This is a genomic window from Vibrio aestuarianus, from assembly GCF_012395185.1.
Lineage (GTDB): Bacteria > Pseudomonadota > Gammaproteobacteria > Enterobacterales > Vibrionaceae > Vibrio > Vibrio aestuarianus.
On sequence record NZ_JAAZTU010000006.1, the window covers coordinates 82,508 to 105,316 of the forward strand.

Below are 22,809 nucleotides of genomic sequence, written 5' to 3' on the forward strand. Positions count from 1 at the left end.
AGCATAACCTTTAAGGATTAACGATGAGCGATCACGATACTACTTGTGCATGGGCAATGAATCATCCACTTGAACGTGAATATCACGACCAAGAGTGGGGAGTTCCGGTTTATGACGATACGGTTTTGTTTGAGTTCATTACCTTGGAAGGTGCGCAAGCTGGCCTAAGTTGGATCACCATCTTAAAAAAACGTGAAGGATATCGTGTCGCGTTTGAAGGGTATGATCTTCAAGTTCTAGCGCAATATGATGAGGCCCGAGTGCCATACATTATTGAGCATTTTGATGTGGTGAAACACAAAGGAAAGATTGCCTCTGTATATTCTAATGCGCGAGCAGCAATAGCGCTTCAGCAAGAATATGGCTCATTATCTAACGCGTTATGGCAGTTTGTCGATGGACGTCCCATTGTCAATCATTGGCATTCGATGGGGGAGGTGCCTGCTGCAACTGAAATTTCAAAAGCAATGAGCCAATTTTTGAAAAAACGTGGTTTCAAATTTGTTGGAGAAACAATTTGCTACGCATTCATGCAGGCAGTTGGTATGGTCAACGACCATCTTGAAGGCTGTCCACAGCGAACTTAACTAACTTCGGTGGTTCTGGTTTAGATTTTGAAATTGCACAACTCGGTAGTGTGAGCGCAGGTTTTACTTAGCAGCTTCCATTTCCTGTAGTCATGAGTGCTAATAATGACCCGCACCCCTATTTACGTGCGTTTTGGGGCATCATGATGGGAGCGATTGCGATTGCATTGATTTCTTTAGGGGAAGGTGGTGTTTCTGCATTACAGTCGTTTATTGTTATTACTGCGGTGCCCGTTTCCTTGATATTGCTGCCAACGCTTTGGACAGCGCCGCGCTACGCAAGACTGATGCTAGAAGAGCAACAATTAAAGCAATCGTAGCGATATTCAATAAAAAAAGCCGCTCGTTTCATAGGGCGGCCTTTTTGTATTTGCTGTGCTATTTCAATGATTACTGATTGTTCAATGATTACTGATTGAGTTGTTGAGTATAGCGCTCTAGCCCCGCGTCTAAATCAGCAATGAGGTCTTCAACATCTTCCAAACCGATATGTAAGCGAATCAAGGTTCCTGAGAAATGCGGATTGGCTACGGTTCTCAACGAATCAAAACTCTTTGGTTCATTAGCAAGAATTAAGCTTTCAAAGCCTCCCCACGAATAACCCATGCTGAAATGCTTCATGCCATCGAGTAAGGCTGTGGTTGCTCGCGGATTGCTCGTTTTCAACACAAAGGAGAACAGGCCATTTCCGCCAGTGAAATCACGTTTATAAAACTCATGACCAGGACAGGACTCCAGCGCTGGGTGGCGAACATGGTCGACTTCTGGGCGATCAGCAAGCCACTTTGCGACTTCCAAGCTGTTTTTTTCATGTTGGCGTAAGCGAACATCAAGGGTTCTTAAACCACGCAAACCTAAGTAAGCATCATCAGGTGAGATACATTGCCCCATTAAGTAGCTCTGTTCTCGTAGTTGATCCCAATGCTTTTCATTGGCGATGGCGGTGCCTAGCATCACATCTGAGTGACCAACTATGTATTTGGTTGCCGCTTGGATCGAGATATCAACCCCATGTTCAAAAGGTGAGAAGTTAACGCCTGCCGCCCAAGTATTATCTAGCATCACGACAATATCTTGTTCATGAGCAATGCGTGAAAGGGTTGGGATATCTTGCACTTCCATGGTGATTGAACCTGGCGATTCAGTAAAGAGTACCTTAGTATTCGGTTGAATTAACTCGCGGATACCTTCGCCAATCGTTGGAGGGTAGTAGGTGGTTTCTATACCCATTTTCTTCATGATTTTTTCGCAAAAATCACGGGTCGGTTCATAACAGGTATCGACCATCAATATATGGTCGCCAGTTGCAACAAAGGAAAGAATGGCATTGGCGATTGCCGCAGCTCCACACGGGAAAAGTGCACAGCCTGCGCCGCCTTCAATTTCGACCATCGCCTCTTGAAAAGCAAAGTGAGTATGTGTGCCACGACGCCCATAGAATAAGGTTTTATTTGCACGGTTTATCGTCGCATGGTTTTTTTCCGCAACGCTATCAAAAACCACTGTCGATGCACGTTGAATTGGCGGATTGACTACCCCATTTGTCCACTTTTTGTCACGCCCCGCTGTCACGAGTTGAGTCTTTTTGCCTTCTGACATCAGAAATCCTTGTCTGGAAAGATAATCGTCTATTTAAAACATGGAGCTGCCTTGGTTGGCAACCCCGAAATGATAAAAACTTATAGTAGAGGATTGAATAAATAGAACAAACGTTCAAAAAAACGATGATGAAGCGGGCGTTGTTCCCATTCGCTGTAGTCAACAGCATGAGATTGCTCAATGTAATGTTGCTGTAACCAATGCATTTCTTTAGTAAATGATTGATCATCAACGGCGAGAGTGACCTCAAAGTTTAGCCATAAGCTGCGCATATCAATATTGACGGTGCCGACTAAACAGAACTGCTCATCGATCACTACCGATTTTGTATGTAATAAGCCACCGTAAAACTCATAGATTTTCACACCAGCTTCAAGCAATTCTCCATAAAAGGCACGTGAAGCCCACTGTACCATCGTAGAGTCATTTTTATGGGGAATGATCAGTTCAACATTAATACCACGTTGCGCCGTCATTTTTAGTGTGGCCAGTAAATCCGCACTTGGCACAAAGTAAGGGGTGGTTATTCTTACTGACTTATTGGCTTGGTTAATGGCCAGTGTCAGCACTTGTAATATCAAGTTTTCAGGCATACCTGGACCTGATGGAACAACCTGAACAGGGTGTTGTGGTTGATCTGGGGTTATTTGGCATTCCGGAGTGTTGGGCAACATGCGAGTCCCCGTTTCCACTTCCCAGTCCCAGCAATGGATGGCAGACAGCACATTAACAGCAGGGCCAGTTACGCGGACCATGATATCCACCCACTGACCAACGCCAGAATTTTGCTTGAAGTAAGCTGGGTCAACGAGGTTCATCGACCCGGTGTAAGCGACTTGATCATCAATGATAATGATTTTTCGATGCTGCCTTAAATCGAGGCGGCGTAAAAAAATCCGTAAAGGGCTGACTTCTAGTGCTTGAACGACTTCAATGCCAGCATCTTTCATCATTTGGTGCCAATGGCTTCTGAAAAATCGCGGACTGCCTGCTGAATCAAGTAACAGTTTAACCTGTACACCGCGCTTGGCTGCTTGGATAAGTGCTGAAGCAACAGAATCAGCCAATCCACCTGGATGCCAGATGTAAAAAACCATTTGAATACTGATTTTTGCAGCTTCTATGTCGTCGATAATAGAATGCAAGATTTCATTGGGAGAGGTTTGAAGCGAAAGTGTGTTGCCACTTAGTGCTGGTATTCCCATTCGGTGATTGCAAAGTTCGTCAATCTTGTAGATATGAGCGCCCATACCTTCTGGAGCATGAGCTTGGCAGTCGTTAAGTTGCCTAAACCAGCCTTCATAAGGCGTGAACATTTCTTTTGCTCGTTCGGCTCGTTTTCGACCTAAATTGAGCTCGCCAATCAGAAAATAGAAAATCACCCCAACAATAGGAATGATATAAATAACCATCAGCCATGCAAGCGAAACGCTTACGGCTCTACGTTTCAATACAACGCGTAATGTAACAGCGGCAACCAGCAACCAATATATTGCAATGCCAGCTAATGTAAGAATGTGGTAAACCTTATCCATGCAGTCAATCTTGTCGCTAGAGTAAGTAAAGATAGTAAAGGGAAAGGAGGAAGTAAGAAAGTTTATTGCTGTAAATAATATGAAAACAGTGACAGATGAATGGTGTTACCAATTTGATAACAGCAGTTTAAAAAATAAGAGCTGAGCACAAAAAAGCAACGATTAAGCTGCGAAATGATGGTGAAACCCATAATTTATGCTGTTCGGGCTTCCAATCCTAATCTTAAACTGATTTACTTGCCATCATCTTGGTGCGACTCAATATTCTTATAAGTGTAACTAAAAGTTTACACTCAATTTTAGCATCGCTTGGCAAACACAATTTTGGTAAATATCTTATGGCAAGTAGTTCAAGAGGTCATTTCTCTTCGAGAATTGGTTTTATCATGGCGGCAGCTGGTTCGGCTGTTGGTTTAGGTAACGTATGGGGCTTCCCAACCAAAGCGGCTAGTAATGGCGGTGCGGCATTTTTAGTCATCTATTTGGCCATGGTGTTTTTGATCGCTTATCCAATGTTGGTCGCAGAGTTAACGATTGGTCGTCATGGTCAGTCAAACCCTATTGCTTCTTTGAAATCAATTTGGACAAAAAATAAGAAAGCGGCGGCTCTATTCGGTGCGATAGCGATGGTTGCGGCTTCAATGATTCTTAGCTTTTATTCTATTCTTGCGGGTTGGTTGATGGGCTTTGCTGCCGCGCCGATTTTAGAAATGGTAGGATTACAATCAGCCGCTGATTGGTTAGTGAATTTTAGTGGTGCTCGTAATGTTGTTCTAGCCTCGCTCTTTTCATTGCTGACGATTTATGTGGTGCAAAAAGGCGTAGCCGACGGTATTGAGAAATGGTCAACCCGTCTGATGCCTGTTCTATTTGTGCTGTTTGCCGTGATGATTGCGTATATTTTCACTCAAGATGGTTCAATGGAAGGCTTGAAAATGTACCTTGTGCCTGATGTATCACACATCAACGCGGGTCTTTTAGTGGATGCAATGGGGCAAGCTTTCTTCTCATTGTCACTCGGTGTGGGTTCGATGATGGTCTACGGTTCATATATCAAAAAAGATGTTAATTTACCGAAGACAGCCGCTCAAGTGGCTGCGATTGATACAGGTGTCGCCTTCGCTGCAGGTCTTTTGATTCTTCCTGCGATGTATGTTGCAAAAAATCACGGGGTTGAAATCTTTGATAGTGCAGGCAATCTATTGAGCTCTGGTGACCTTGTCTTTGCGGTATTACCAGCAATGTTTGACACTATGGGCTCTGGCGGGATGATTATTGGCGTTGGCTTCTTTATCCTGATGGTCATCGCTGCATTAACCTCTTCCATTTCATTATTAGAAGTACCGGTTTCTTGTGCTCAAGACGAACTGAAAATGGATCGTAGTAAAGCAACATGGTTGATTGGTGGTGCCATTCTAATACTTAGCATCGTTATTTCACTTAATTTTGGTGCACTATTTGGCCTGATTGCCGATGTATCAACAGTCTATATGCAGCCATTACTGGGTGTGGTGTGGGCGATTGTAGTGGGTTGGATCTGGCAGCGTAATAAAGTTCTTGAAGAGCTTAAACAAGGCAATCCAGAGATCGAGCAAGGTTTATTTTGGAAGATCTGGCCTTGGTATGTACGAATCGTTTGCCCTGTGGCGATCATGGCGGTATTCCTCTACTCGATTCTTTAAGTTTAATACTTAAACAAAAGCGGTGTATTCACCGCTTTTGTTTTATCAATAAAGCTCACTCTATCCTGCCGATTATTGTTTTTTAAAGGTATAATCCCAGCCTTATCATGAGAGGCTGTATGTTCGATATTCTTTATACACATTCCGATTTTCTGATCATCAATAAATACCCAAATGTTTCTGTTCATAAAGATGATGGCGAGACCATGCTATTGCAGGAAGTTGGTAAAGTTTCCGGTGATCAACAGCTTTATCTTGTTCATCGTCTGGACAAAATGACGTCAGGTATTTTATTGCTCGCACGTACACAGCAAGCGGCGAGTCTTTTGTCGCAAGCGTTTGCTGACCGAGAAGTGGAAAAATACTATCTAGCACTGGGTAGCAACAAGCCTAAGAAAAAACAGGGTTTAATCAGTGGTGATATGGAGCGTTCAAGACGTTCTGCTTGGAAACTGATGAATACTTATAATAACCCTGCTATCACACAATTTTTTTCACTGACAGCAGAACCAGGTGAGCGTCTCTTTTTATGTAAGCCATTGACTGGTAAAACTCATCAGATAAGGGTTGCATTAAAATCGATTGGTTCAGCTATTGTGGGGGACCCCATTTATAATGGTAGTAATGTAGCTGACCGAGGATATTTACACGCCTTTGCTTTAAGGTTCTCGTATCTTAATCATCAGTATCAATTTATATGTGATCCACGTAATCAAGATGATATGGGTCATCAGTGGAACTCAACGATAGTTTGCCAAGGTATTGAATCTTGGTTAGCTCCTTGGAATTTAGCTTGGCCGAAAGTAAAAAAATGACAGAACACAACATGCAATGCTCAGCACTTGCCCTTTTTTTTGAACACATTGAACAGCAACTCGCACAAGGCCCAGATGAAATTCGGCGCTTATTCCATGGTCGTGGTCGCAGGTTTTCAGGTTTAGAGCAGCTAACGTGCGATTGGCTCCAAGGTCAATTGGTCGTCAACCTATTTAAAGCGGTGGACGATGCTTTTTTAGTTGATCTAAAGCAAGGGCTGGTTTGCCTGACAAACAGTCCTCTATGGCAGCAAAAGCAGGGGCGCTGTATTTTACTGCAACACCGTTATGCTGAAGGTGCTCCTTCTGAGGTGTTATGGGGAGAATTAGATGCCTTTCCTGTTGTGATTGAAAATGGCTTGAAATATCAGTTAAGTATTGGCCGTAACCAAAATTTTGGCTTGTTTTTGGATATGCGCTGTGGCCGTGAATGGGTACAAGCTAATGCCAAGCATAAAAACGTTTTGAATTTATTTGCTTACACTTGTGGTTTTTCTGTTGCGGCAATGCAAGGTGGTGCTGATAGCGTAGTAAATGTCGATATGGCAAAAGCCTCGCTATCGAAAGGTCGAGAAAACCACATATTAAATGGCCATAACCTTAGCCAAGTGAAGTTTTTTGGACATGATATTTTCAAGTCATGGGGGAAAATTAAAAAATCAGGTCCTTATGATTTGATTGTGATCGATCCGCCATCATTCCAAAAAGGTAGTTTTGCATTAACCAAAGATTATCAAAAGATTTTACGTCGCCTTCCAGATCTACTTGCTCAAGGAGGTGAAGTACTAGCGTGCGTTAATTCGCCATCGGTAACGTGTGATTTTCTTATTGAAGGTATGAAGGTAGAAGCTCCTTCGCTTACTTTTCAACAGCGTTTAGAAAACCCACCTGAGTTTGAAGATATCGATCCACAAGCAAGTTTAAAAGCGCTAGTTTTCTCGTAATCAGGATGCTCTCGAGCATCATTGAAATAGAGAGCAACAGATAGAAAAATGGCAGCGATTAACGCTGCCATTTTTAAAAGGAGTACATTCGCGTAAATTAGTTTACCCAGTCACGCAGGGTAAATGTCAGCGTGTGTACATCATTCTTCAATGTTAGCCCGTCTTTGGTGACAGTGATGTCGCTCCAATCAGAAAGCGTTTGAGAGAATGCCTGCTCTGTGTCCATCACATCGCCAACACACATCATCATAGTCATGCCCATTTTTTCGATGCGGAACTGGTTGTCTTTCAACTCAGCTTGGCCAAAGAAGTTATTACACCCCGCATTACCACTTGCCATCATTTTTTCACCGATTTCAAGACGTGGTGCCTTTTGTTTATCGGCATTGGTAACTTCTTTGCCATCAATTTGGACAAGTTGCCAGTTGTGGTGCTGCAGATCTTGAGCCGTGATTTGTTTCACGTTATCACCATTACTTGCACAGGCAGTCATGAGTACAGGTAGAGAAATTGCAGCAAGTAACTTTTTTGAACTAAGCTTCATATTATACGACTCCAGAATGTTGAAAACGTGGTAAGTATATTAAATCGAACGGCGTTTTTGTCAGTATAAGGTTATTGTTTTATATTCGTTGTGTCTTGTAACCGCTAAATGACACAGAAATAAGTATATAACACTATTAGAAATACATCAGACTGCTGAGCTAAATATGGAGCAACTTGAATTTTTTAATGTACCAAGCCCCTGTATCGGTGTTTGCACTGTAGACAATAAAGGCTACTGCCACGGATGCATGAGAAAAAGAGAAGAGCGTTTTAACTGGCTTTCGATGACGCCTGCTCAGCAGTTACATGTGATAAAGCTTTGCCGACAACGTTATAAGCGGAAAATGCAACACAAAACGCAAGAAGCAAAAAGTGCAGGGCAGGCCATTAGCCCACAGCAGGATCTATTCTAAGGGGTTACTTTAATCCCCAATGATCGCTCACCCAACCACCAACTCGTTCATCAAAATGATTACCATTGAAGCGTCTATTAATGTCGGGGTGTTCTAGCTCTGGTTTACTATCGAGCAACTGTTGAATGTAGTTCGCCATAGGATCGTTAGAAAGTTGTCGTTGATGCCGCGTTGCGACTTCTTTGATTAACTGTAGTCGATAGGTTGAGCTCGCACGTTTCATTTCTATAACCTCCAGTGTTGTAATAACCAATAGAAAAAATAGATCTGTTCACACAGGCCGTCAACTCAACCTTTGATTAAATTTCACACAAAATTCTCATTAAAAAAGTAAGGTTATGATTTAGCTTAAAATAAATTTTTTAGCTCACTAACAGCCAAATCCCGACGCCAATCATTAACGTTCCGGAGACGCGATTCAGTAAGCGTACGTTTTCAGAATGTCCCAGAACACGTTTTAAACTTCGACCACCCGTCGCGTAAAGGGTCATGCAGATAAATTCTGAAAGTAAAATAATGGAAACCAGCAAAAGTAGCTGTGGGGTGAGTGGGGCATCGCTATCAATAAAAGGTGGCAGTAGCGATATCATAAACGCCCAGCCTTTGGGGTTTGCAATCGCGGTTACAAACCCTTGCACGATGAGATCCCAGTCTTTGCCCACCTTCGTGGGTTGCTGTTCATTGCTGAGTGCAAGCTTTCCCTTTGAACGCCACATTTGAACGCCGAGATAACCTAAATAGAGTGCCCCAACCGTTTTGAAGAGCGTGAACAGCCATGGAAAGCTTAGCATGATAGAAGCTATTCCTAGTACTGCTGCGACCGAAACCACAGCAACACCAACCAGTTCTCCAACCATCATCCATAATGTGCGTCGGTAGCCAATACTCATTCCTAAAGTGAGTGCTAAGGTCATGCACATACCAGGGGTGATGGAAACAAAAAAGAACGTAGGAATAAACGCTAAGAGTAACGTACTGTTCATCAAAAAAATCCGTTTGGAAAGCTAAAGCGTTAGCATACACCATTAAAAATAGTTATCACTATGGGACATAGCGTTTGACGGTGTGCGGTGAGTCAATATTGGATACCGATACAACAAAAAAGCTGCGCAATGCGCAGCTCTCGTATGATTGTTCGAACGCAATTTATTTACTTACGACGAGTTTTTAAGCGGTTCATCATTGATAAACGACGCTCGGCAGAGGCTTGATCGGGTTTGTCTTCGTTAGGATTATTACGGCGACCTTGGCGATTTTTAAATGCATCTTTAGTATTGAGTTTTTCAATATACGCATCACGCTTTTTCGGTTCGTAACCTGGCTGCTCTACTCGGCGAATACGCTGCTGAATCAAGCTTTCTACCTGAACAACAGTTAATTCTTCTTCACGGCTAACAAAAGAAACGGCATGTCCTTGTTTGCCTGCACGGCCGGTACGTCCAATGCGGTGCACATAATCTTCAGCAAGGAAAGGCATATCATAGTTAATAACATGAGGGAGGTCTTCGATATCTAAACCACGCGCAGCCACATCGGTGGCAACCATCACCCGTGCTTTACCTTCTTTGAATTCATCCAAGGCGCGGCGACGAGCACTTTGTGCTTTATCACCATGGCATAGTACGGCTTTAATGCCATCGAGTTTTAGCTCTTTAACCACTTCATTAGCCGTTTCTTTGTAGTTCACAAATACCAGCACTTGTCGCCAGTTTTTACGGCCAATGAGTTCTGAAAGGAGCTCGGTTTTACGTTCTTGATCAACAGGATAAACGACGTGGGCCACAGTGCTTGCAGTTGTGTTCGCACGATCAACACTAATGCGTTTCGGCTTGCGTAAAATATCGCCAGCAAGCTGGTTTAACTGTGTCGATGTGGTAGCGGAAAACATCATAATTTGAGGCGATGTTTCAACTTCCAACATAATTTTACGAACAGGAGTAATGAAACCCATATCCAAAATACGGTCTGCTTCATCAAAAACGAGAAACTCAAGTTGAGAGAGTGAAACATTGCCTTCACTGAGGTGTTCTTCCAAGCGTCCTGGCGTGGCCACTAAAATATCGACACCTAAATCAAGTTGACGAACTTGCGATGACATTTTATTACCGCCATAAACCGCAGCAACGCTTAACGACGTGTATTTCACGTAGTCTTTAATGTTTTGGGCGATTTGTGCCACCAACTCACGAGTCGGAGCTAAAATAAGGGCACGTGCAGTGCAGCGGGATGGGGCTTTACCGCTGTCTAACAGGTGTTGAATAACAGGGAGTGAAAACGCGGCTGTTTTACCCGTACCAGTTTGCGCAGTGGCAAAAATATCATGCCCTTTACGAGCCATGGGAATGGCTTGTTCTTGAATTGGTGTGAGTTTTTCATATCCACACTCAGCAAGAGCTTTAACAAGTTCAGGTGCAAAACCTTGAGATGAAAATGACATTTTACGAGTTCCTTAAGCAGACAGCCTACATTTCTTCATTTTAGCCGCGCACTATATAGGATTTAGAGTGATTTATCTCTCGTTTCTCTTCTTTAGCGATAAATTATCTACACTATTGTGTTGTGTGCGTCGCTCGATGACAGGATTTGGCTTCATGTTTTTACTTCTAAGGCCGATAATAGATGATAAACTGTTGGTTTCCCAAATCGCCATTGCCTGTAAGGCGGCGAGCTGAAATAAAAACTGGGTTAGATTATGGACGATAAAGATTTTATACAAAAACGGCAGTATTACCGTTTAAAGTATCCTAAACGAGCTAGACCTGTCGTCAAAATTGATGATGAGCTTTTTCATGTTAGCGAAATATCAGAACAAGGTATCCGTATCGAAATGCCACGGGCTACGGCCTTATATCAGGGGCTGTCAATGTCTGGAACGGTTCATATGCGCAGTGATAGTTCGATTAAAATATCAGGAAAGGTCTTACGTTTTCAACAAGATGAAGTTGTGGTTCACTTAACTAGCGGGCCGGGTTTCAAGCATATGGTGGAAGAGCAGCGTTATATCCGCCAGAAGTATCCTACCTATTTCTCTTCTTTGCGCTCTGCGTAAGTCGTAATATTACGCAGACATAGTCAGAAATCTTCCGCAGCAAAGCGGGCTGTCCGAGCTTCGGTGACTGAACAATGGGTCAATGCCATTAGCTCGGATAGCGTAACGTTCGGATTTTCTAGTACGAGCCTTGTGAGTTTATTTTCACGTGGCTCAAGCTTCTCTTCCAATGTTCTGATCTTATCATTCACTTTAGTGATTAAAAACAGCATCGCTTGTTGATCCATCTCGCTTAGCTTTGTCACTACACACTTTAGTTGGCTTATTTCACCATTGATTTGCCAGTTTCTGGAGCGTCTTACTCTTTTCAATTCGCAACCGTATTCGAAAGCCACTTGTTTAGCTTTTTTGGCGTTATCTCCACCTATTCGATGAATCAATGAGTGTTACTAAGTGGTCGTGATAAAGGTAATGAACTTATCGACAAGTGATGGATTAAACTGCCCCTTCGATCTTTCATTAAATAGAATACGCAGTGCTTTATCAGCAGGTATGCCTGTACGATAAGCTCTTGTTGATGTCATAGCATCCCACGTGTCGATAAGAGCTAGAGCCTGTCCAATCAGAGGCGTTTCTTCTCCTTTCAATCTTAGAGGGTAACCATTCCCATCCCATCGTTCATGATGCAAAGCACCCAGAATTGAAGCGAGTTCTAACTCAGGAATTTGCTTGGTCATAGTGTACGAGCCTTCAACATGCTTGTTCATTAACTGGCGTTCTATTGGTGTCAATTTCCCATTTTTATGAAGTATGTTGATAGGTGTTTTTAACTTACCTAAGTCGTGAACAAGAGCGGAATCGAAAATTAATTCTAACTGTTCTTCATTAAATTTTAAGTACTCGCCAAATGAATAAGAGAGCAAACACACCCTTAATGTGTGCTCGTAGGTTTCCATTGAATGTTGACGCATTGGCTGTAGCAACCTTAGAGCATCGAGGGAGTATTTGTGTCCAAGCGCGAGTTTATACACGCGGTCAATCTTGGTTTGGTTCATAGCGGTTTGCCGTGTCAATGTGAATGAGTCGGGCAGTATGGAGAGGATGGGTAGAGGAGTTAACTTAATGTGATTGAATGTTTATTAAACAGTCTTTCTCGAAATTCATACCGAGATTTAGAAAAATTTAGAAGTTTGAAAGGTAATGAATTTTGAATTAATAGCTATAATTTTCAATGGTTTAATTTTTAATAATGAATCATAGCTATTTAATGGAGTAGAAGTGAGACAAAGTTCATAATGCAGATCTACTTCATTAATCAGAGTGCTTTTAATGTGTCAATTCAACAGTGATTTTTTGAAACGGAATTCAACACTAAATGTGTTTAGCTCAGTCAGTTTAGCAGTCTTGCTAGTAGGCTGTGGTGGTGAATCTAATTCTGGTGGAGAACAAGTCGTTATTGAATCACCAACTGGAACTGCCTCAATTTCTGCGCAAAATATTCAAGATAACTCACTAGTAGCACAAAGCTTCACTATTGATCTTACTGAGCATGTTCATACGTCGAACAACCAAGATTTTGTTGTAACCAATGCTCGCTCTCTATCTGATGATACGTGCCAAGTTCAAGGTATTAGTGAAGGTAGTTTTAATGTCTATTCGTCTGATGTTAACGACTGCTTGTTCGAGTATGAAGTAACGACTGAAACCGGCACTTCAATGACAACTGCATATGCACGAGTTGCTATGGGGCAGAATTACTCGTCTACCATACTTCCTCGTATTACAGCGTCAACCATTGAATCACAGATGATAGTTATTAATCTGGCGAGTGAGCTAGGTTCATCTTTACCGAGTAATGACTTTGTACTGCAAGACAGTGTTATCAGCCTAGGTTCAGGTATCGCTCGTGTATCTGGCACTCATCAGATTGAATTCACGCCAACGGCCAAAGGTCAAACTGAGGTGTATTACAGCTACCAAAACGGTGAGTCTATTCAACAAGGCTCACTGTCGATTGCGACTTCAGAGGTTACTTATAATACCGCACCCACAGCGGAAGATTTCGCCTTTAGTGAGTTAGTATTATTGGGTGAAAACATTGTGGTGGATGTAACTGATTATATATCAGATGTAGACCTAGACGACGTACAACTTGTTGGGGTGCAGGACTTCAACTCAACAACGTCACTGTATGACCCAACCAATGTAACAAATACCCAATTTGAATTTTCATCTACACAACCTGGACCACACGATGTCGCATACACGGTAAGTGATCACATGGGTGGGTATACAACAGCAGTAGCACGCATAGAAGTCGAGCCGGATTTCTCCTTGATTCAGGATTGGGAAGATATCGTTACTTACGACCCTGTTATTGATTCGGATATTCGTTTCTTTGCGCCAATGACAAAAGTGTATGCAGACTACGTGAATGCTTCTTATACGGGAACATATACAGAGGACGGAACGCAAGGGCTTAAAGATTCAGAAGTAGTGACACAAACTCTCAGCCAAGCACGTCAGTACTGCAAAACACGTGGCGGGCGTCTTCCACTACAGCGAGAATTAGAAACCCTAGTCACCAATGAAACCAGTGCATTCACTAGCCATAATTGGCCAACAAGTATTAAGTATTGGACAGCTGAAAACGTCAGCGAAACCAACGCTGCAACTGTGAACTTGAATGACGGGATTATCGGGAATCAATCAAAAACCGTTGGTATGTACACGACTTGTGTGGATATGAGTAATCCAAGTGTTAAGGATTTTGACGTGGATTTTACGGCTGGTGAGAGAGTTTCTAATCGCTATGAATATGAGATTCACGTGACAGACCCAGACGGAAACCCTGCCGCCTTTGCTGATGTTGTTCTTGAATCAGTTAACCAACGAGGTGTCTTTTTAAATAGAGAATCAGTAACACAATTAATAGCAAATGCTTACGGAGAACTAGACGACGCGTATTTTGATATTTCTTTTGCTAATGAAGTGATTACGACTAGAGTGAGCTCGCAAGATTACTTACAGCCTTTCGCTCCAGAGGATGATCAGATGAAGATTGATGTAACCCAACCATCGCTTTGGAGCAGCGATGAGTACTGGAACAGCGGCGTGTTGTTAGCTGATGCTGATGGACTAATGTTAATGCCTAGCGAAGAGGAAAGTAAGCTATTCCATATCTACAATTCGCCATTTTTTGGGGAAAACTTTATTATCCGTTTTAGGGTTCAGAGCGATAGTGTTGCGGATAAAGGCGATTTTTCTGTATCAATTCAACAGATTGGAACCGATCAATCAACATGGGAGAGCGATGGGACAATGAAAACAGGAAACACCCGTCCATACCTAGAAAATGAACCATCCTCTTTTGGATTGAACGTTAGTTTATATGGCTCTATGCCGGTATCGCTATTCGAAGGAGGAGTGGTTTCTAGCTCTCAAAACATGAACTTGCGAGATACAGATCGTTTTTATTGGTTCGACAAGCGTGATACTACCGTTTATGTGTTCACTTCTTTGACAGAGGAAAGGCCAAATGAACCGTCGGGCAAGTTTGACATTAAAGGAGGTGTCGACTTTTCTGAACCTTATTGGTTGTCAGTTGGTGGTAAAAATGGTTATAGATCAAAGAATTATAGAATAACTGAATTAGATATGGCTGCGTATTAGGAATGACTATGAAAGCAATAAATTTAGGTGTAATAGCCCTTAGTATTTCTGCGCTGACAGCATGCGGTGGAGGTTCTGGTGATACTGGTTCAAGTTCTCAACCTCAACAGCCCTCTTCGCCATTAGAAGTTTCTATTGAAGCTTCAGTGATGAAATCGAAAGCGCTAGTAGACATTGAATCTCAAACCGTTGTTCAAGTAGATTCGGACATTGATTTTCGTTTAACGGCGGTGAACTTGGTCAGTAATGGAACAGCTTGCGAAGTAACTTCTGTTGAGGGTATGACGTTTACAACCTTATCTGATCAGGTGGGGGAGTGCCAATTTGAATATACAGTGGAACCCGTAGATCAAGAAGCTTACATTGGGCAAGCTTCATCATTCGCAAGGGTATCCGTTTCAGAAACCGCGGATGACAATACGTTGCCAAATCTTTCAGCAACAACAGATGTTGAAGCGTCGATTATTATTGATTTGGCTGAAGAACTTTCGAGTGATTTGGATACTTCAACATATACGGTTTCGGAAGAGGTGACTTTATTAGGTACTGGTTCCGCGCAAGTAGACTCAGTAAGTAATACGATCACATATTCACCGGCAGATATTGGTGTGACACGCATTATGTACTCAATGAGTGATGGTTCTTCAGTCAAGTTGGGGAACATTGATGTAGCAGTTTCCGATACTGGTAATACACCACCAATCGCTAATGACTATATTAGAGAAGGCAAGCTAGCCAAAGACATGTCGGTTGAAATTGACCTAACAGACTATGTATCTGACGCTGAAGATAGTGTGATTTTAGATTCTGTACGTGCCTATAACGCAGAAACGGAGATTACGTCAACAACTGAACATACGTTTACGTTTCAGTCATCGGAAGCCGGCCCACATGAGGTTGCTTATACGGTGACAGATGGGCGCGGAGGATATGCTGTTGGGCAAGTTTATATCGAAGTCGAAGCTGATTTTTCGTTGATCCAAGACTGGCAAGACATTGTCACTTATGATCCGATGATCGACTCTGAGATTCGATTTTTTGCACCAATGACCCAAGTGTACGCTGACTATGTTAATGCTTCTTATACGGGAACATATACAGAGGACGGAACACAAGGACTTAAAAATTCAAAAATAGTGACACAAACTCTCAGCCAAGCTCGCCAGTATTGCAAAACACGTGGCGGGCGTCTTCCACTACAGCGAGAATTAGAAACCCTAGTCACCAATGAAACCAGTGCATTCACTAGCCATAATTGGCCAACAAGTATTAAGTATTGGACAGCTGAAAACGTCAGCGAAACCAACGCTGCAACTGTGAACTTGAATGACGGGATTATCGGGAATCAATCAAAAACCGTTGGTATGTACACGACTTGTGTGGATATGAGTAATCCAAGTGTTAAGGATTTTTCTGCGGTCCTCCAATTAACATCAACATTTGGGAACGAATATATATATCAAATTGAAGTGATGAACCCTGATGGCGGTGCTGGCACTTTCCAAGACATCGTTCTGGAAGTTTCGAATGATTATGGTGTGTTTGCTTCAGGCGAATCTTCGGATCAACTGATTGTAGGTGAAAATGGTACCGCTGAAGTTAGTTATTTTGATACCACGTTTCATATAGCGGTTATCGCAATAGAATTTAGTTCAAGAACTGAATTTTATACATTTGTTCCAGATGAAGATGCCTCTGCACTAGAAACGACAGAGCCAGCCAAATGGAATCATGTTGATATTCGGTATGGCTTGCCACTTCCTGAAATCGGTATAAACGGTATCCCAGTTTTGTTTTCATACAGTTCTCCTGAAGGTATGGGAAGTAGCACTGTTTACAAAGATAGTTTTAATGGGGCTGATTTTATTATGTCTTTCCAGATAAAAAATCAGGGAAACTTAGGTCATGGAGCGGCTTCCTTTTTTGTACAACAGCAGGGTAGTTTACCAAATATGAGTTGGTATGACGTGACAAGACAACAGCCTGGGGCCCCGTTGACAAATGACACTTTCAATATAGTCACACAGTTTTTCACGAATGAATTTAACTTTTATCAGGGTTACAACAATTATATAGGGTCGGGGACTGCAGATGTTCGACATGCCGATAGATATCTATGGTTTCAAAAAAAAGGAAATCAGCTTTACCACTATTCATCATCAACAGAAGTAAGACCCGCAGAGCCTGATTTTGTCATTCCTTTTGATTGGGGGGATATTGATCCGACGAAACCTTACTGGGTAGGTGTTGGTGGTTCAACTAATTACAACGATGTTGAAGCATATATTGTAAACGCTCATTTTGCTGCATATTTATAAGGGACTTAAGTTTAGAACTGATTAAAAAACTTTAATTTTGCTCAGCATCACCTTGATATTGTATGGATGTGGGTCTGATGAAAACTCTAAACTCGTTGAGTCATCTTCACCGTCAGAAGCGTTTGTTGAAGCTACAGAGATACATGGTGGTACGTATGAGATTGATAAATGCTCAGCTCGTTAAGTTCCGTCTAGAAACTGAATTAAGCAGAAAAGCCTCAATTGGGTAATGCCGATCAGTTAAGGCATTAATTACAGGATCAATTGAACGATCCTATCAGTATGTAAGAATCCGATATCGGTTATCTGGTATCGGATTTTTTTATGCGTTTTGAAAGTGAGTTAGCGACTGCGTTTAAGTCTTGCAATACATTCTATACATTCGAAAAATATGCAGAATTACTGTCCCCAGAGCTTATTGATAAAGGGTTTAAGCAAGCTAGTGTAGCCACCGTAAGAAAGCGACGCTTACCTCATGAGACTGTTCTGTGGTCAATTATTGGAATGGCGCTCTATCGACAGAAATCTGTCTGGGATATTGCCACGCAAATGGACATTATGTTGCCTGATAAGAAGCCTTTAGTCGCTCCGAGTGCTATCGTTCAAGCAAGGCAGCGCTTAGGGTCTGATGCTGTGAAAGAAGTATTTAAGGTCGTTGCTCAACACGGATACGAAGTGAACTCGTTTGAGCCATGGGCTGGGCTCAATCTATTTGCTGTTGACGGCGTTGTGTGGCGAACCGCTGATACGGCTGAAAATCATAAGGTCTTTCAAACACAAAGTAATCAGCATCGTGAGAATACTTACCCTCAAATTCGTATGGTCTGCCATATGGAGCTCACCACCCACCAACTCATTAACAGTGCATTCTCAGGCTATCGTACAAACGAAATGGTACTTGCAGAGGATCTAATTGAAACAACCCCCGACCATTCATTGACCATGTTCGATAAAGGTTACTACTCCTTAGGGTTGCTGAATCGTTGGCACCAGTCTGGTATAGAAAGGCACTGGTTAATCCCAGCCAAAAAAGACCTGAACTATGAGGTACTCCATCGCTCTGGAAAAAATGACTGTCGTGTTCGCCTGAAAACCACTCCTCAATCTCGTAAGAAGTTCAGTGACTTACCAGAATTTGTTGAAGCAAGGCTCGTCAGTAAAACGATAAAAGGCAAACAATATCGAATACTCACCTCAGTGGTTGATGAGATGCGTTTTCCTGGTGAAGAAATCGCAGAACTCTATCGATACCGCTGGGAAATAGAGTTAGGTTACAGAGAGATGAAACAGTCGCTCTTAAACAGCGAATACACGCTCAGAAGTAAGAAGCCAGAAATGATAGAGCAGGAACTATGGGGAGTATTACTCTGCTACAACCTGATACGATTAGGGATGACTGCGGCAGCTAAAAAGCTAGGTAGTGTCTGGCCGAATCAACTTAGCTTTACCAGTTGCTCAATGGCTATTACACAGTTCTTTGCAACACTCCCTCTGACAAGTCCTGGTAATATCCCCAAGCACTATGAAGCTCTGTTGGAGCAAATGGGGTATTTTAAACTTCCACCCAGACGTGAAGATAGGTCATATCCAAGATGGGTGAAGTCAAAGCCCCAAAAGTATCCTCGAAATAAGAAAAATGCCAGTCAGATTAACTGACTGGCATTACTCAATTGGGGATTTTTTGATGTCTATAACTTTGAAACTATCAATCGATCGTTGGGTAGTTTCCACTAATTTTTGCCCGCTGAGTTTGAACACCTTCAAATTCGAGTTCTTCATCATAGGTAATCAATATTTCATTATTGGCTTGTTTACTTAAACGAGTATCAAAGAAACGATTATTTACATTGATGAGATCACGCTTTAGTTCTGGTGTTAAGTTGTCTCTGACATGAAGGAATTCAGAATTCAGAGTAAGAAAAAAGAACGAATTATTTGTAAAGCCTATTATCCCTGAGCTTTTACGCGTTGTACCATCAGATAAAGTAGAAACAAAGGTAAATAGACCGTAATTAGCGTATACATGTAATGAACGCTCTGGATTAAATAATCGACTTTCGATTGTAAATTCTGAACCCAATAAGCGTATCCAAGGGCCAAGGATAATAAGCAAACAAAAGGCGAGAGATATCTTCCAAAGTGAGAATTTACCAGAAGCCCAACTTACCTTTAAATTGAATATTTTCGATTTTTTCATGTTTTAACCGTTTTCGCATGTGAATAGTGTTTTTATCAGAGTTTAACTGCGCGACGTTGAGCCTTGATAGATGGTGAATCGAATCGAGCTTAAGCACTTCACTGTCGTCTAGATGGCGATTAATAAACTGATAATCCCTGTCGAGAGAGAGCATGAACACGGTGTCGTTGAATACCCCATAGATGCCATACCCATTTCTCACCACTTCATTAGGTAGAAACTGTACTGATGAGTAAAAGCCATGTGAGAATTGCAAGTGAATCTCGGCGCGTTGTTTAGTGTAGTCGCTGTATATAGAGAACTCACCGCCAGTTGCATTGATGTAAGGCACTGCTAAAACCGCAAGAATGATGATAAGTGGTCGCTTTAAATTCATGATGCAGAACCTCAGTTGTAAATTGAGTGATAGAGTGCAACAGTATATGCCCAGATACAGACTGTGAGTATTAGGTCACCCCAACGAATATGCCGTTTGTTGTGTTCACAAGTCGAATGGCTTGGTTGGGTCTGTTTTCTTTTAACTTTGGTGCGTTTAGACGGGGAGCCAATTTCATTAATATATGAAACCTTTCGTTGTTTGGGGCTTTCTCTTAAATTCATGTTGGGCCGTTGGTCTTCACCAACTAACTGAATCGATGTCGGGATTTGCAACTTGTATCCATGAGAGGGCACAACCCTTATTTCTGACTCAGGAACGAGAGACTTGAGCTTCTTTCGAAGATGCATGATATAGACATTTAGTGAATTCGGACCAACGACACGATTTGGCCATCCCGCTAGATTCAATTGTTGACGAGTACATGGATCATAACTGTTATCATATAGGACTTTCAGAACATTAAATTCAATAGAAGTGAGAGACACTGAGTCCAGAAGAATCAGTGGTTCATCATCATAGAGTTCTAGCGCGTCTTGTTTTGAGTTTAGATATAGCAACATGATTTATTCACACTGTGTTTTAGGAAGAAACACAACATCGCCGGGGTAGATCAAATTGATATCTGCCAGATCGGCAAAGTTACCGTTGATCTGCTTTAACGCCTCTAAGGTGCTCTGATGTTGGTGAGCAATTTTAATTAGCCAGTCATCTTGTTTTACGACGTAGCGAATAGGCTGGCAAACTTGTGGTTCAGCTTTAACCTTGACGATAATTTCAGGCTCATAGACCTTCACTTCGGAAGTAGAATGAACAGAAAGGTCTTCATAAACAACGAGGTCTGGCTCGTATTTGTTTTGTGATGGGAAGTGGTAACGCATTCCAATACTTAACACTTGCAGATCTTTTTCTGGGTCATCGCTAAAGATAAACTTATAGCCGAACTTTATTGCGAGTTGCTCATTGAACTCGTACTCCACGCCAAGTTGACTAATGGGTGACCATGCATTCCCTTCTAATAACATACCTGCACCAGCGTAAAGGTTATAGTGGCGTGACAGCGGCATCGTAGCGAGTAACGAAATATCAGTGCTATTGAATCTTTCTTCGCCAACTTCTGAATACAGGGAGTCCGGTTCTTTCATGGTTTTAATATGCCCGTAATAACCAGTACTAGCCTCGACTGACCATGTTTTTGTTAGGTCGTAACCTAATAGAAACTGACCACCAAATCCAGAGTCAGATACTTCAGAATTTGTTTTACCAGCGTTAGTCACGTCAGCACCAATGTAAAACGGCGAAGCATCGGCCAAGCATAGGTTAGGTAGCATTAATAAGCTCGCGATAAAACTTTTAGTTGTTAAAGCATTATCGAAAGAAAAAGTCGATAGTTTCATTAGTACAGTTCCTCAAACATAACAGTGAAGCTTCCTGAATAGGCGCCAGTTTCCACATCTGTTGAAGGAATATTCTGGTAGCTAACATTGAGATCGAAATTTATCACAGAGCTAGGCGACTGAATCTCGTAGCTTGTTTGGTTATTGTCGAGTTGATTGACGCCATTTTTAACCCAATCTGTATCCTTACAGTTCGCTTCATTGCACTGAATCGTGTAGGGGATGGATGTTTTTCCTGACGCTGATTTCAGCTCAAAGTTATTTGTCAGCAGTGTCATCGATAAGCCTGTACTGAACTGGCCTATTGCGGTTATGTTAAATGTCGTTTGAGCTGAAACTGTCTGGTTTGTTGTGTCGTACACAGGGTTCAAAACCCCGTCGCCTGTAACGTCAATACTCTCCAAACTGTTTGGCGTGTAATCGATATTCACCGTAAAAACGTCTGGAAGAATACGGTAGGTCAACGCCCCACCTGCGGAGCGATAATAGTATTTGATGTCAGCTGGAATTGTCGCCGTGTACATACCTTTTTCCTGACCCTGAAGCGCGTTCAATAGAGAGGTTGTATCTATGTCGAACGTTGGACGATAGAAATAAAACGGGGTAATGGATTGCGGATATTCAAGTGAGAAGTCCGCACTACAGTTCTGTGTGTCGTTGTCATAAAGTGTCACAATGTTGCCTGACAAGTGAGAGCTGCTGCATGTCGGTGCTGCTAATGTACTATCGTCCACAATATAAAAGTTTGAAGACACATTGTATTGCAAACCTTTTAGGGCGATTTGAATGTCGACACTCTGTCCGGCATTGTTGGTCAATGCCATTGTGTCGGGTTTATCCGTAACAAAAGCGCTTGGCAAGAATTGACTCGTTGGAGTAAGGCCATTCGCGATAGACCAGTCACTCAGGGTGTACTGGTTTCCACCGAGAGTGATGGCGTTTTCAAAACGTACTTGTTGCCCCTCAATATTGATATTGAGAGTGGCAGCGTAGTTAGGCATAGCCGCGAATAATAGCGACCCAAAAACGAGTCGTTTCATTATTTGCTCTCACTTAGAGTCACGTCTTGACGGTAGCTTTCATCGTGGTTAACAATCGTTAATTTTAAGTTCGAAGGATCAATGTTTTTTGGTAGGGGGTAACTACGCTCTCGACCCGCAAGAGACATGATCGTTACTTCACAATCTTCCGTAACTTTTTCATTGCATTGATCGACATAAGCACGCACAAAACTGTTGCCTGTGTTGTTGATGTGCAGTTGACCGTTATCCAAAGAGAGCGAGTAATCAATATTTTGAGCTTGTGCCGGGATAACAAACAGAGGGCGGTAGCCAAAGTTAACGGTAACGGCTGAGTTAAGTTTTCCTTCTGGATCGTACGGAGACGGTTCGAAGCTGATCAGAAAGTATTGGTCCTTAGTGAAATCACACTTGTTGCCACACAAAGAGCGAACACCAATTTGTTTTTGACGATGAGGCTCTAAGATGGTTTTGTTATGCGTCAGTGTGACGTGCCAATCTTCAAAGTTGTTTTCTGAGTACGGCACTCGCGTGATCTCGCCATCCTCAACCACCAATTGAGTAATGTTGGATTGGATGAATTCAGTGATCTTATTACTGTTAGTCAAAGTGAATACGCCGTTTCCATATTCGTCTCCAACCAATAACATGGTATCGACGTTCATCGCGTTAACAGAGGTTGTGAGAGCGGCAGTCAGTAAAATAGGAAGTTTTTTCATA

General features: G+C 42.2%; 23 protein-coding genes and 1 pseudogene. 10 read left to right on the forward strand and 14 right to left on the reverse strand.

The window, feature by feature from the left end:
* Positions 1 to 23 precede the first annotated feature (23 nt).
* Positions 24 to 587, forward strand: coding sequence for a DNA-3-methyladenine glycosylase I (locus HGG78_RS04175; RefSeq protein ID WP_053309936.1), 564 nt, complete (start codon positions 24 to 26; stop codon positions 585 to 587).
* 8 nt (positions 588 to 595) lie between these two features.
* Positions 596 to 907 (forward strand): annotated as a pseudogene (locus HGG78_RS04180) (BCCT family transporter); the annotation flags it as partial.
* A gap of 88 nt (positions 908 to 995) precedes the next feature.
* On the opposite strand, the gene HGG78_RS04185 reads toward HGG78_RS04180, so the two are convergent.
* Entirely contained in the window at positions 996 to 2,186 is a 1,191-nt protein-coding gene (locus HGG78_RS04185) for a cystathionine beta-lyase (protein ID WP_168522380.1), read from the reverse strand.
* 80 nt (positions 2,187 to 2,266) lie between these two features.
* Complete coding sequence (gene cls / locus HGG78_RS04190; protein ID WP_172532161.1) at positions 2,267 to 3,721, reverse strand: cardiolipin synthase; 1,455 nt, start codon at positions 3,719 to 3,721, stop codon at positions 2,267 to 2,269.
* A gap of 338 nt (positions 3,722 to 4,059) precedes the next feature.
* Between cls and HGG78_RS04195 the strand changes: the two genes are divergently transcribed.
* From HGG78_RS04195 to HGG78_RS04205, 3 genes are all read left to right on the forward strand, one after another.
* On the forward strand, positions 4,060 to 5,403 hold the full coding sequence (locus tag HGG78_RS04195) for a sodium-dependent transporter (RefSeq protein WP_171981337.1): 1,344 nt from the start codon (positions 4,060 to 4,062) through the stop codon (positions 5,401 to 5,403).
* 119 nt (positions 5,404 to 5,522) lie between these two features.
* Positions 5,523 to 6,218, forward strand: coding sequence for a TIGR01621 family pseudouridine synthase (locus HGG78_RS04200; RefSeq protein WP_172532162.1), 696 nt, complete (start codon positions 5,523 to 5,525; stop codon positions 6,216 to 6,218).
* Positions 6,219 to 6,229: 11 nt separating this feature from the next.
* A complete protein-coding gene (locus HGG78_RS04205; protein WP_172532163.1) occupies positions 6,230 to 7,162 on the forward strand; it encodes a class I SAM-dependent methyltransferase in 933 nt (310 codons plus the stop codon).
* A 97-nt stretch (positions 7,163 to 7,259) separates the two neighbouring features.
* On the opposite strand, the gene HGG78_RS04210 is transcribed toward HGG78_RS04205, so the two are convergent.
* Positions 7,260 to 7,706: an META domain-containing protein gene (locus HGG78_RS04210; protein ID WP_053309931.1), complete on the reverse strand. Its 447-nt coding sequence runs from the start codon at positions 7,704 to 7,706 to the stop codon at positions 7,260 to 7,262.
* A gap of 166 nt (positions 7,707 to 7,872) precedes the next feature.
* On the opposite strand from HGG78_RS04210, the gene HGG78_RS04215 reads away from it, so the two are divergent.
* Positions 7,873 to 8,121 (forward strand): DUF1289 domain-containing protein, encoded by a 249-nt coding sequence (locus HGG78_RS04215; RefSeq protein ID WP_053309930.1) that lies wholly within the window; start codon positions 7,873 to 7,875, stop codon positions 8,119 to 8,121.
* A gap of 4 nt (positions 8,122 to 8,125) precedes the next feature.
* Here the strand turns inward: HGG78_RS04215 and HGG78_RS04220 are convergent, their stop codons facing one another.
* From HGG78_RS04220 to HGG78_RS04230, 3 genes are all read right to left on the reverse strand, one after another.
* Positions 8,126 to 8,344, reverse strand: a complete 219-nt coding sequence (locus HGG78_RS04220; RefSeq protein ID WP_053309929.1) for a hypothetical protein — start codon at positions 8,342 to 8,344, stop codon at positions 8,126 to 8,128.
* Positions 8,345 to 8,483: 139 nt separating this feature from the next.
* Positions 8,484 to 9,104: a LysE family translocator gene (locus HGG78_RS04225; RefSeq protein ID WP_172532164.1), complete on the reverse strand. Its 621-nt coding sequence runs from the start codon at positions 9,102 to 9,104 to the stop codon at positions 8,484 to 8,486.
* 167 nt (positions 9,105 to 9,271) lie between these two features.
* Complete coding sequence (locus HGG78_RS04230; RefSeq protein ID WP_172532165.1) at positions 9,272 to 10,558, reverse strand: DEAD/DEAH box helicase; 1,287 nt, start codon at positions 10,556 to 10,558, stop codon at positions 9,272 to 9,274.
* Between the two features lie 255 nt (positions 10,559 to 10,813).
* On the opposite strand from HGG78_RS04230, the gene HGG78_RS04235 reads away from it, so the two are divergent.
* Positions 10,814 to 11,170 (forward strand): PilZ domain-containing protein, encoded by a 357-nt coding sequence (locus tag HGG78_RS04235; RefSeq protein WP_172532166.1) that lies wholly within the window; start codon positions 10,814 to 10,816, stop codon positions 11,168 to 11,170.
* A 23-nt stretch (positions 11,171 to 11,193) separates the two neighbouring features.
* On the opposite strand, the gene HGG78_RS04240 is transcribed toward HGG78_RS04235, so the two are convergent.
* Positions 11,194 to 11,550, reverse strand: a complete 357-nt coding sequence (locus HGG78_RS04240) for an RRF family protein (RefSeq protein ID WP_172532167.1) — start codon at positions 11,548 to 11,550, stop codon at positions 11,194 to 11,196.
* A 9-nt stretch (positions 11,551 to 11,559) separates the two neighbouring features.
* Positions 11,560 to 12,165, reverse strand: a complete 606-nt coding sequence (locus tag HGG78_RS04245; RefSeq protein ID WP_172532168.1) for an HD-GYP domain-containing protein — start codon at positions 12,163 to 12,165, stop codon at positions 11,560 to 11,562.
* Between the two features lie 298 nt (positions 12,166 to 12,463).
* Here HGG78_RS04245 and HGG78_RS04250 point away from each other — a divergent pair, with 298 nt between their 5' ends.
* From HGG78_RS04250 to HGG78_RS04260, 3 genes are all read left to right on the forward strand, one after another.
* On the forward strand, positions 12,464 to 14,782 hold the full coding sequence (locus tag HGG78_RS04250) for an Lcl C-terminal domain-containing protein (RefSeq protein ID WP_254068116.1): 2,319 nt from the start codon (positions 12,464 to 12,466) through the stop codon (positions 14,780 to 14,782).
* 8 nt (positions 14,783 to 14,790) lie between these two features.
* Complete coding sequence (locus HGG78_RS04255; RefSeq protein ID WP_254068118.1) at positions 14,791 to 17,100, forward strand: Ig-like domain-containing protein; 2,310 nt, start codon at positions 14,791 to 14,793, stop codon at positions 17,098 to 17,100.
* Between the two features lie 324 nt (positions 17,101 to 17,424).
* Positions 17,425 to 18,756 carry an IS4 family transposase gene (locus HGG78_RS04260; RefSeq protein WP_172532171.1) on the forward strand — a complete coding sequence of 444 codons (1,332 nt, stop codon included), beginning with the start codon at positions 17,425 to 17,427 and terminating at the stop codon, positions 18,754 to 18,756.
* Positions 18,757 to 18,805: 49 nt separating this feature from the next.
* On the opposite strand, the gene HGG78_RS04265 is transcribed toward HGG78_RS04260, so the two are convergent.
* Genes HGG78_RS04265 through HGG78_RS04290 form a run of 6 tightly spaced genes read right to left on the reverse strand, consistent with a single transcriptional unit; the run spans position 18,806 to position 22,808 of the window.
* Positions 18,806 to 19,297: a BTB/POZ domain-containing protein gene (locus HGG78_RS04265; RefSeq protein WP_254068120.1), complete on the reverse strand. Its 492-nt coding sequence runs from the start codon at positions 19,295 to 19,297 to the stop codon at positions 18,806 to 18,808.
* Positions 19,248 to 19,673 (reverse strand): hypothetical protein, encoded by a 426-nt coding sequence (locus tag HGG78_RS04270; RefSeq protein WP_172532172.1) that lies wholly within the window; start codon positions 19,671 to 19,673, stop codon positions 19,248 to 19,250. Before HGG78_RS04270 ends, HGG78_RS04265 begins: the two co-directional genes overlap by 50 nt.
* Positions 19,674 to 19,684: 11 nt before the next feature.
* Positions 19,685 to 20,236 (reverse strand): winged helix-turn-helix domain-containing protein, encoded by a 552-nt coding sequence (locus HGG78_RS04275; RefSeq protein WP_172532173.1) that lies wholly within the window; start codon positions 20,234 to 20,236, stop codon positions 19,685 to 19,687.
* Between the two features lie 3 nt (positions 20,237 to 20,239).
* A complete protein-coding gene (locus HGG78_RS04280; protein WP_172532174.1) occupies positions 20,240 to 21,070 on the reverse strand; it encodes a LysM peptidoglycan-binding domain-containing protein in 831 nt (276 codons plus the stop codon).
* A complete protein-coding gene (locus HGG78_RS04285) occupies positions 21,070 to 22,110 on the reverse strand; it encodes a hypothetical protein (RefSeq protein WP_172532175.1) in 1,041 nt (346 codons plus the stop codon). Before HGG78_RS04285 ends, HGG78_RS04280 begins: the two co-directional genes overlap by 1 nt.
* Entirely contained in the window at positions 22,110 to 22,808 is a 699-nt protein-coding gene (locus HGG78_RS04290) for a fimbrial biogenesis chaperone (RefSeq protein ID WP_172532176.1), read from the reverse strand. Before HGG78_RS04290 ends, HGG78_RS04285 begins: the two co-directional genes overlap by 1 nt.
* Position 22,809 lies beyond the last annotated feature (1 nt).

What these genes read in the sequence shown, in the direction of transcription:
- HGG78_RS04185 (WP_168522380.1), bottom strand. Translation starts at nt 2,186, where the DNA reads ATGTCAGAAGGCAAAAAGACTCAACTCGTGACAGCGGGGCGTGACAAA.
- HGG78_RS04265 (WP_254068120.1), bottom strand. Translation starts at nt 19,297, where the DNA reads ATGAAAAAATCGAAAATATTCAATTTAAAGGTAAGTTGGGCTTCTGGT.
- HGG78_RS04235 (WP_172532166.1), top strand. Translation starts at nt 10,814, where the DNA reads ATGGACGATAAAGATTTTATACAAAAACGGCAGTATTACCGTTTAAAG.
- HGG78_RS04220 (WP_053309929.1), bottom strand. Translation starts at nt 8,344, where the DNA reads ATGAAACGTGCGAGCTCAACCTATCGACTACAGTTAATCAAAGAAGTC.
- HGG78_RS04200 (WP_172532162.1), top strand. Translation starts at nt 5,523, where the DNA reads ATGTTCGATATTCTTTATACACATTCCGATTTTCTGATCATCAATAAA.
- HGG78_RS04210 (WP_053309931.1), bottom strand. Translation starts at nt 7,706, where the DNA reads ATGAAGCTTAGTTCAAAAAAGTTACTTGCTGCAATTTCTCTACCTGTA.
- HGG78_RS04260 (WP_172532171.1), top strand. Translation starts at nt 17,425, where the DNA reads ATGCGTTTTGAAAGTGAGTTAGCGACTGCGTTTAAGTCTTGCAATACA.
- HGG78_RS04205 (WP_172532163.1), top strand. Translation starts at nt 6,230, where the DNA reads ATGCAATGCTCAGCACTTGCCCTTTTTTTTGAACACATTGAACAGCAA.
- HGG78_RS04245 (WP_172532168.1), bottom strand. Translation starts at nt 12,165, where the DNA reads ATGAACCAAACCAAGATTGACCGCGTGTATAAACTCGCGCTTGGACAC.
- HGG78_RS04230 (WP_172532165.1), bottom strand. Translation starts at nt 10,558, where the DNA reads ATGTCATTTTCATCTCAAGGTTTTGCACCTGAACTTGTTAAAGCTCTT.
- HGG78_RS04270 (WP_172532172.1), bottom strand. Translation starts at nt 19,673, where the DNA reads ATGAATTTAAAGCGACCACTTATCATCATTCTTGCGGTTTTAGCAGTG.
- HGG78_RS04195 (WP_171981337.1), top strand. Translation starts at nt 4,060, where the DNA reads ATGGCAAGTAGTTCAAGAGGTCATTTCTCTTCGAGAATTGGTTTTATC.
- cls (WP_172532161.1), bottom strand. Translation starts at nt 3,721, where the DNA reads ATGGATAAGGTTTACCACATTCTTACATTAGCTGGCATTGCAATATAT.
- HGG78_RS04215 (WP_053309930.1), top strand. Translation starts at nt 7,873, where the DNA reads ATGGAGCAACTTGAATTTTTTAATGTACCAAGCCCCTGTATCGGTGTT.
- HGG78_RS04275 (WP_172532173.1), bottom strand. Translation starts at nt 20,236, where the DNA reads ATGTTGCTATATCTAAACTCAAAACAAGACGCGCTAGAACTCTATGAT.
- HGG78_RS04225 (WP_172532164.1), bottom strand. Translation starts at nt 9,104, where the DNA reads ATGAACAGTACGTTACTCTTAGCGTTTATTCCTACGTTCTTTTTTGTT.
- HGG78_RS04280 (WP_172532174.1), bottom strand. Translation starts at nt 21,070, where the DNA reads ATGAAACTATCGACTTTTTCTTTCGATAATGCTTTAACAACTAAAAGT.
- HGG78_RS04175 (WP_053309936.1), top strand. Translation starts at nt 24, where the DNA reads ATGAGCGATCACGATACTACTTGTGCATGGGCAATGAATCATCCACTT.
- HGG78_RS04285 (WP_172532175.1), bottom strand. Translation starts at nt 22,110, where the DNA reads ATGAAACGACTCGTTTTTGGGTCGCTATTATTCGCGGCTATGCCTAAC.
- HGG78_RS04255 (WP_254068118.1), top strand. Translation starts at nt 14,791, where the DNA reads ATGAAAGCAATAAATTTAGGTGTAATAGCCCTTAGTATTTCTGCGCTG.
- HGG78_RS04290 (WP_172532176.1), bottom strand. Translation starts at nt 22,808, where the DNA reads ATGAAAAAACTTCCTATTTTACTGACTGCCGCTCTCACAACCTCTGTT.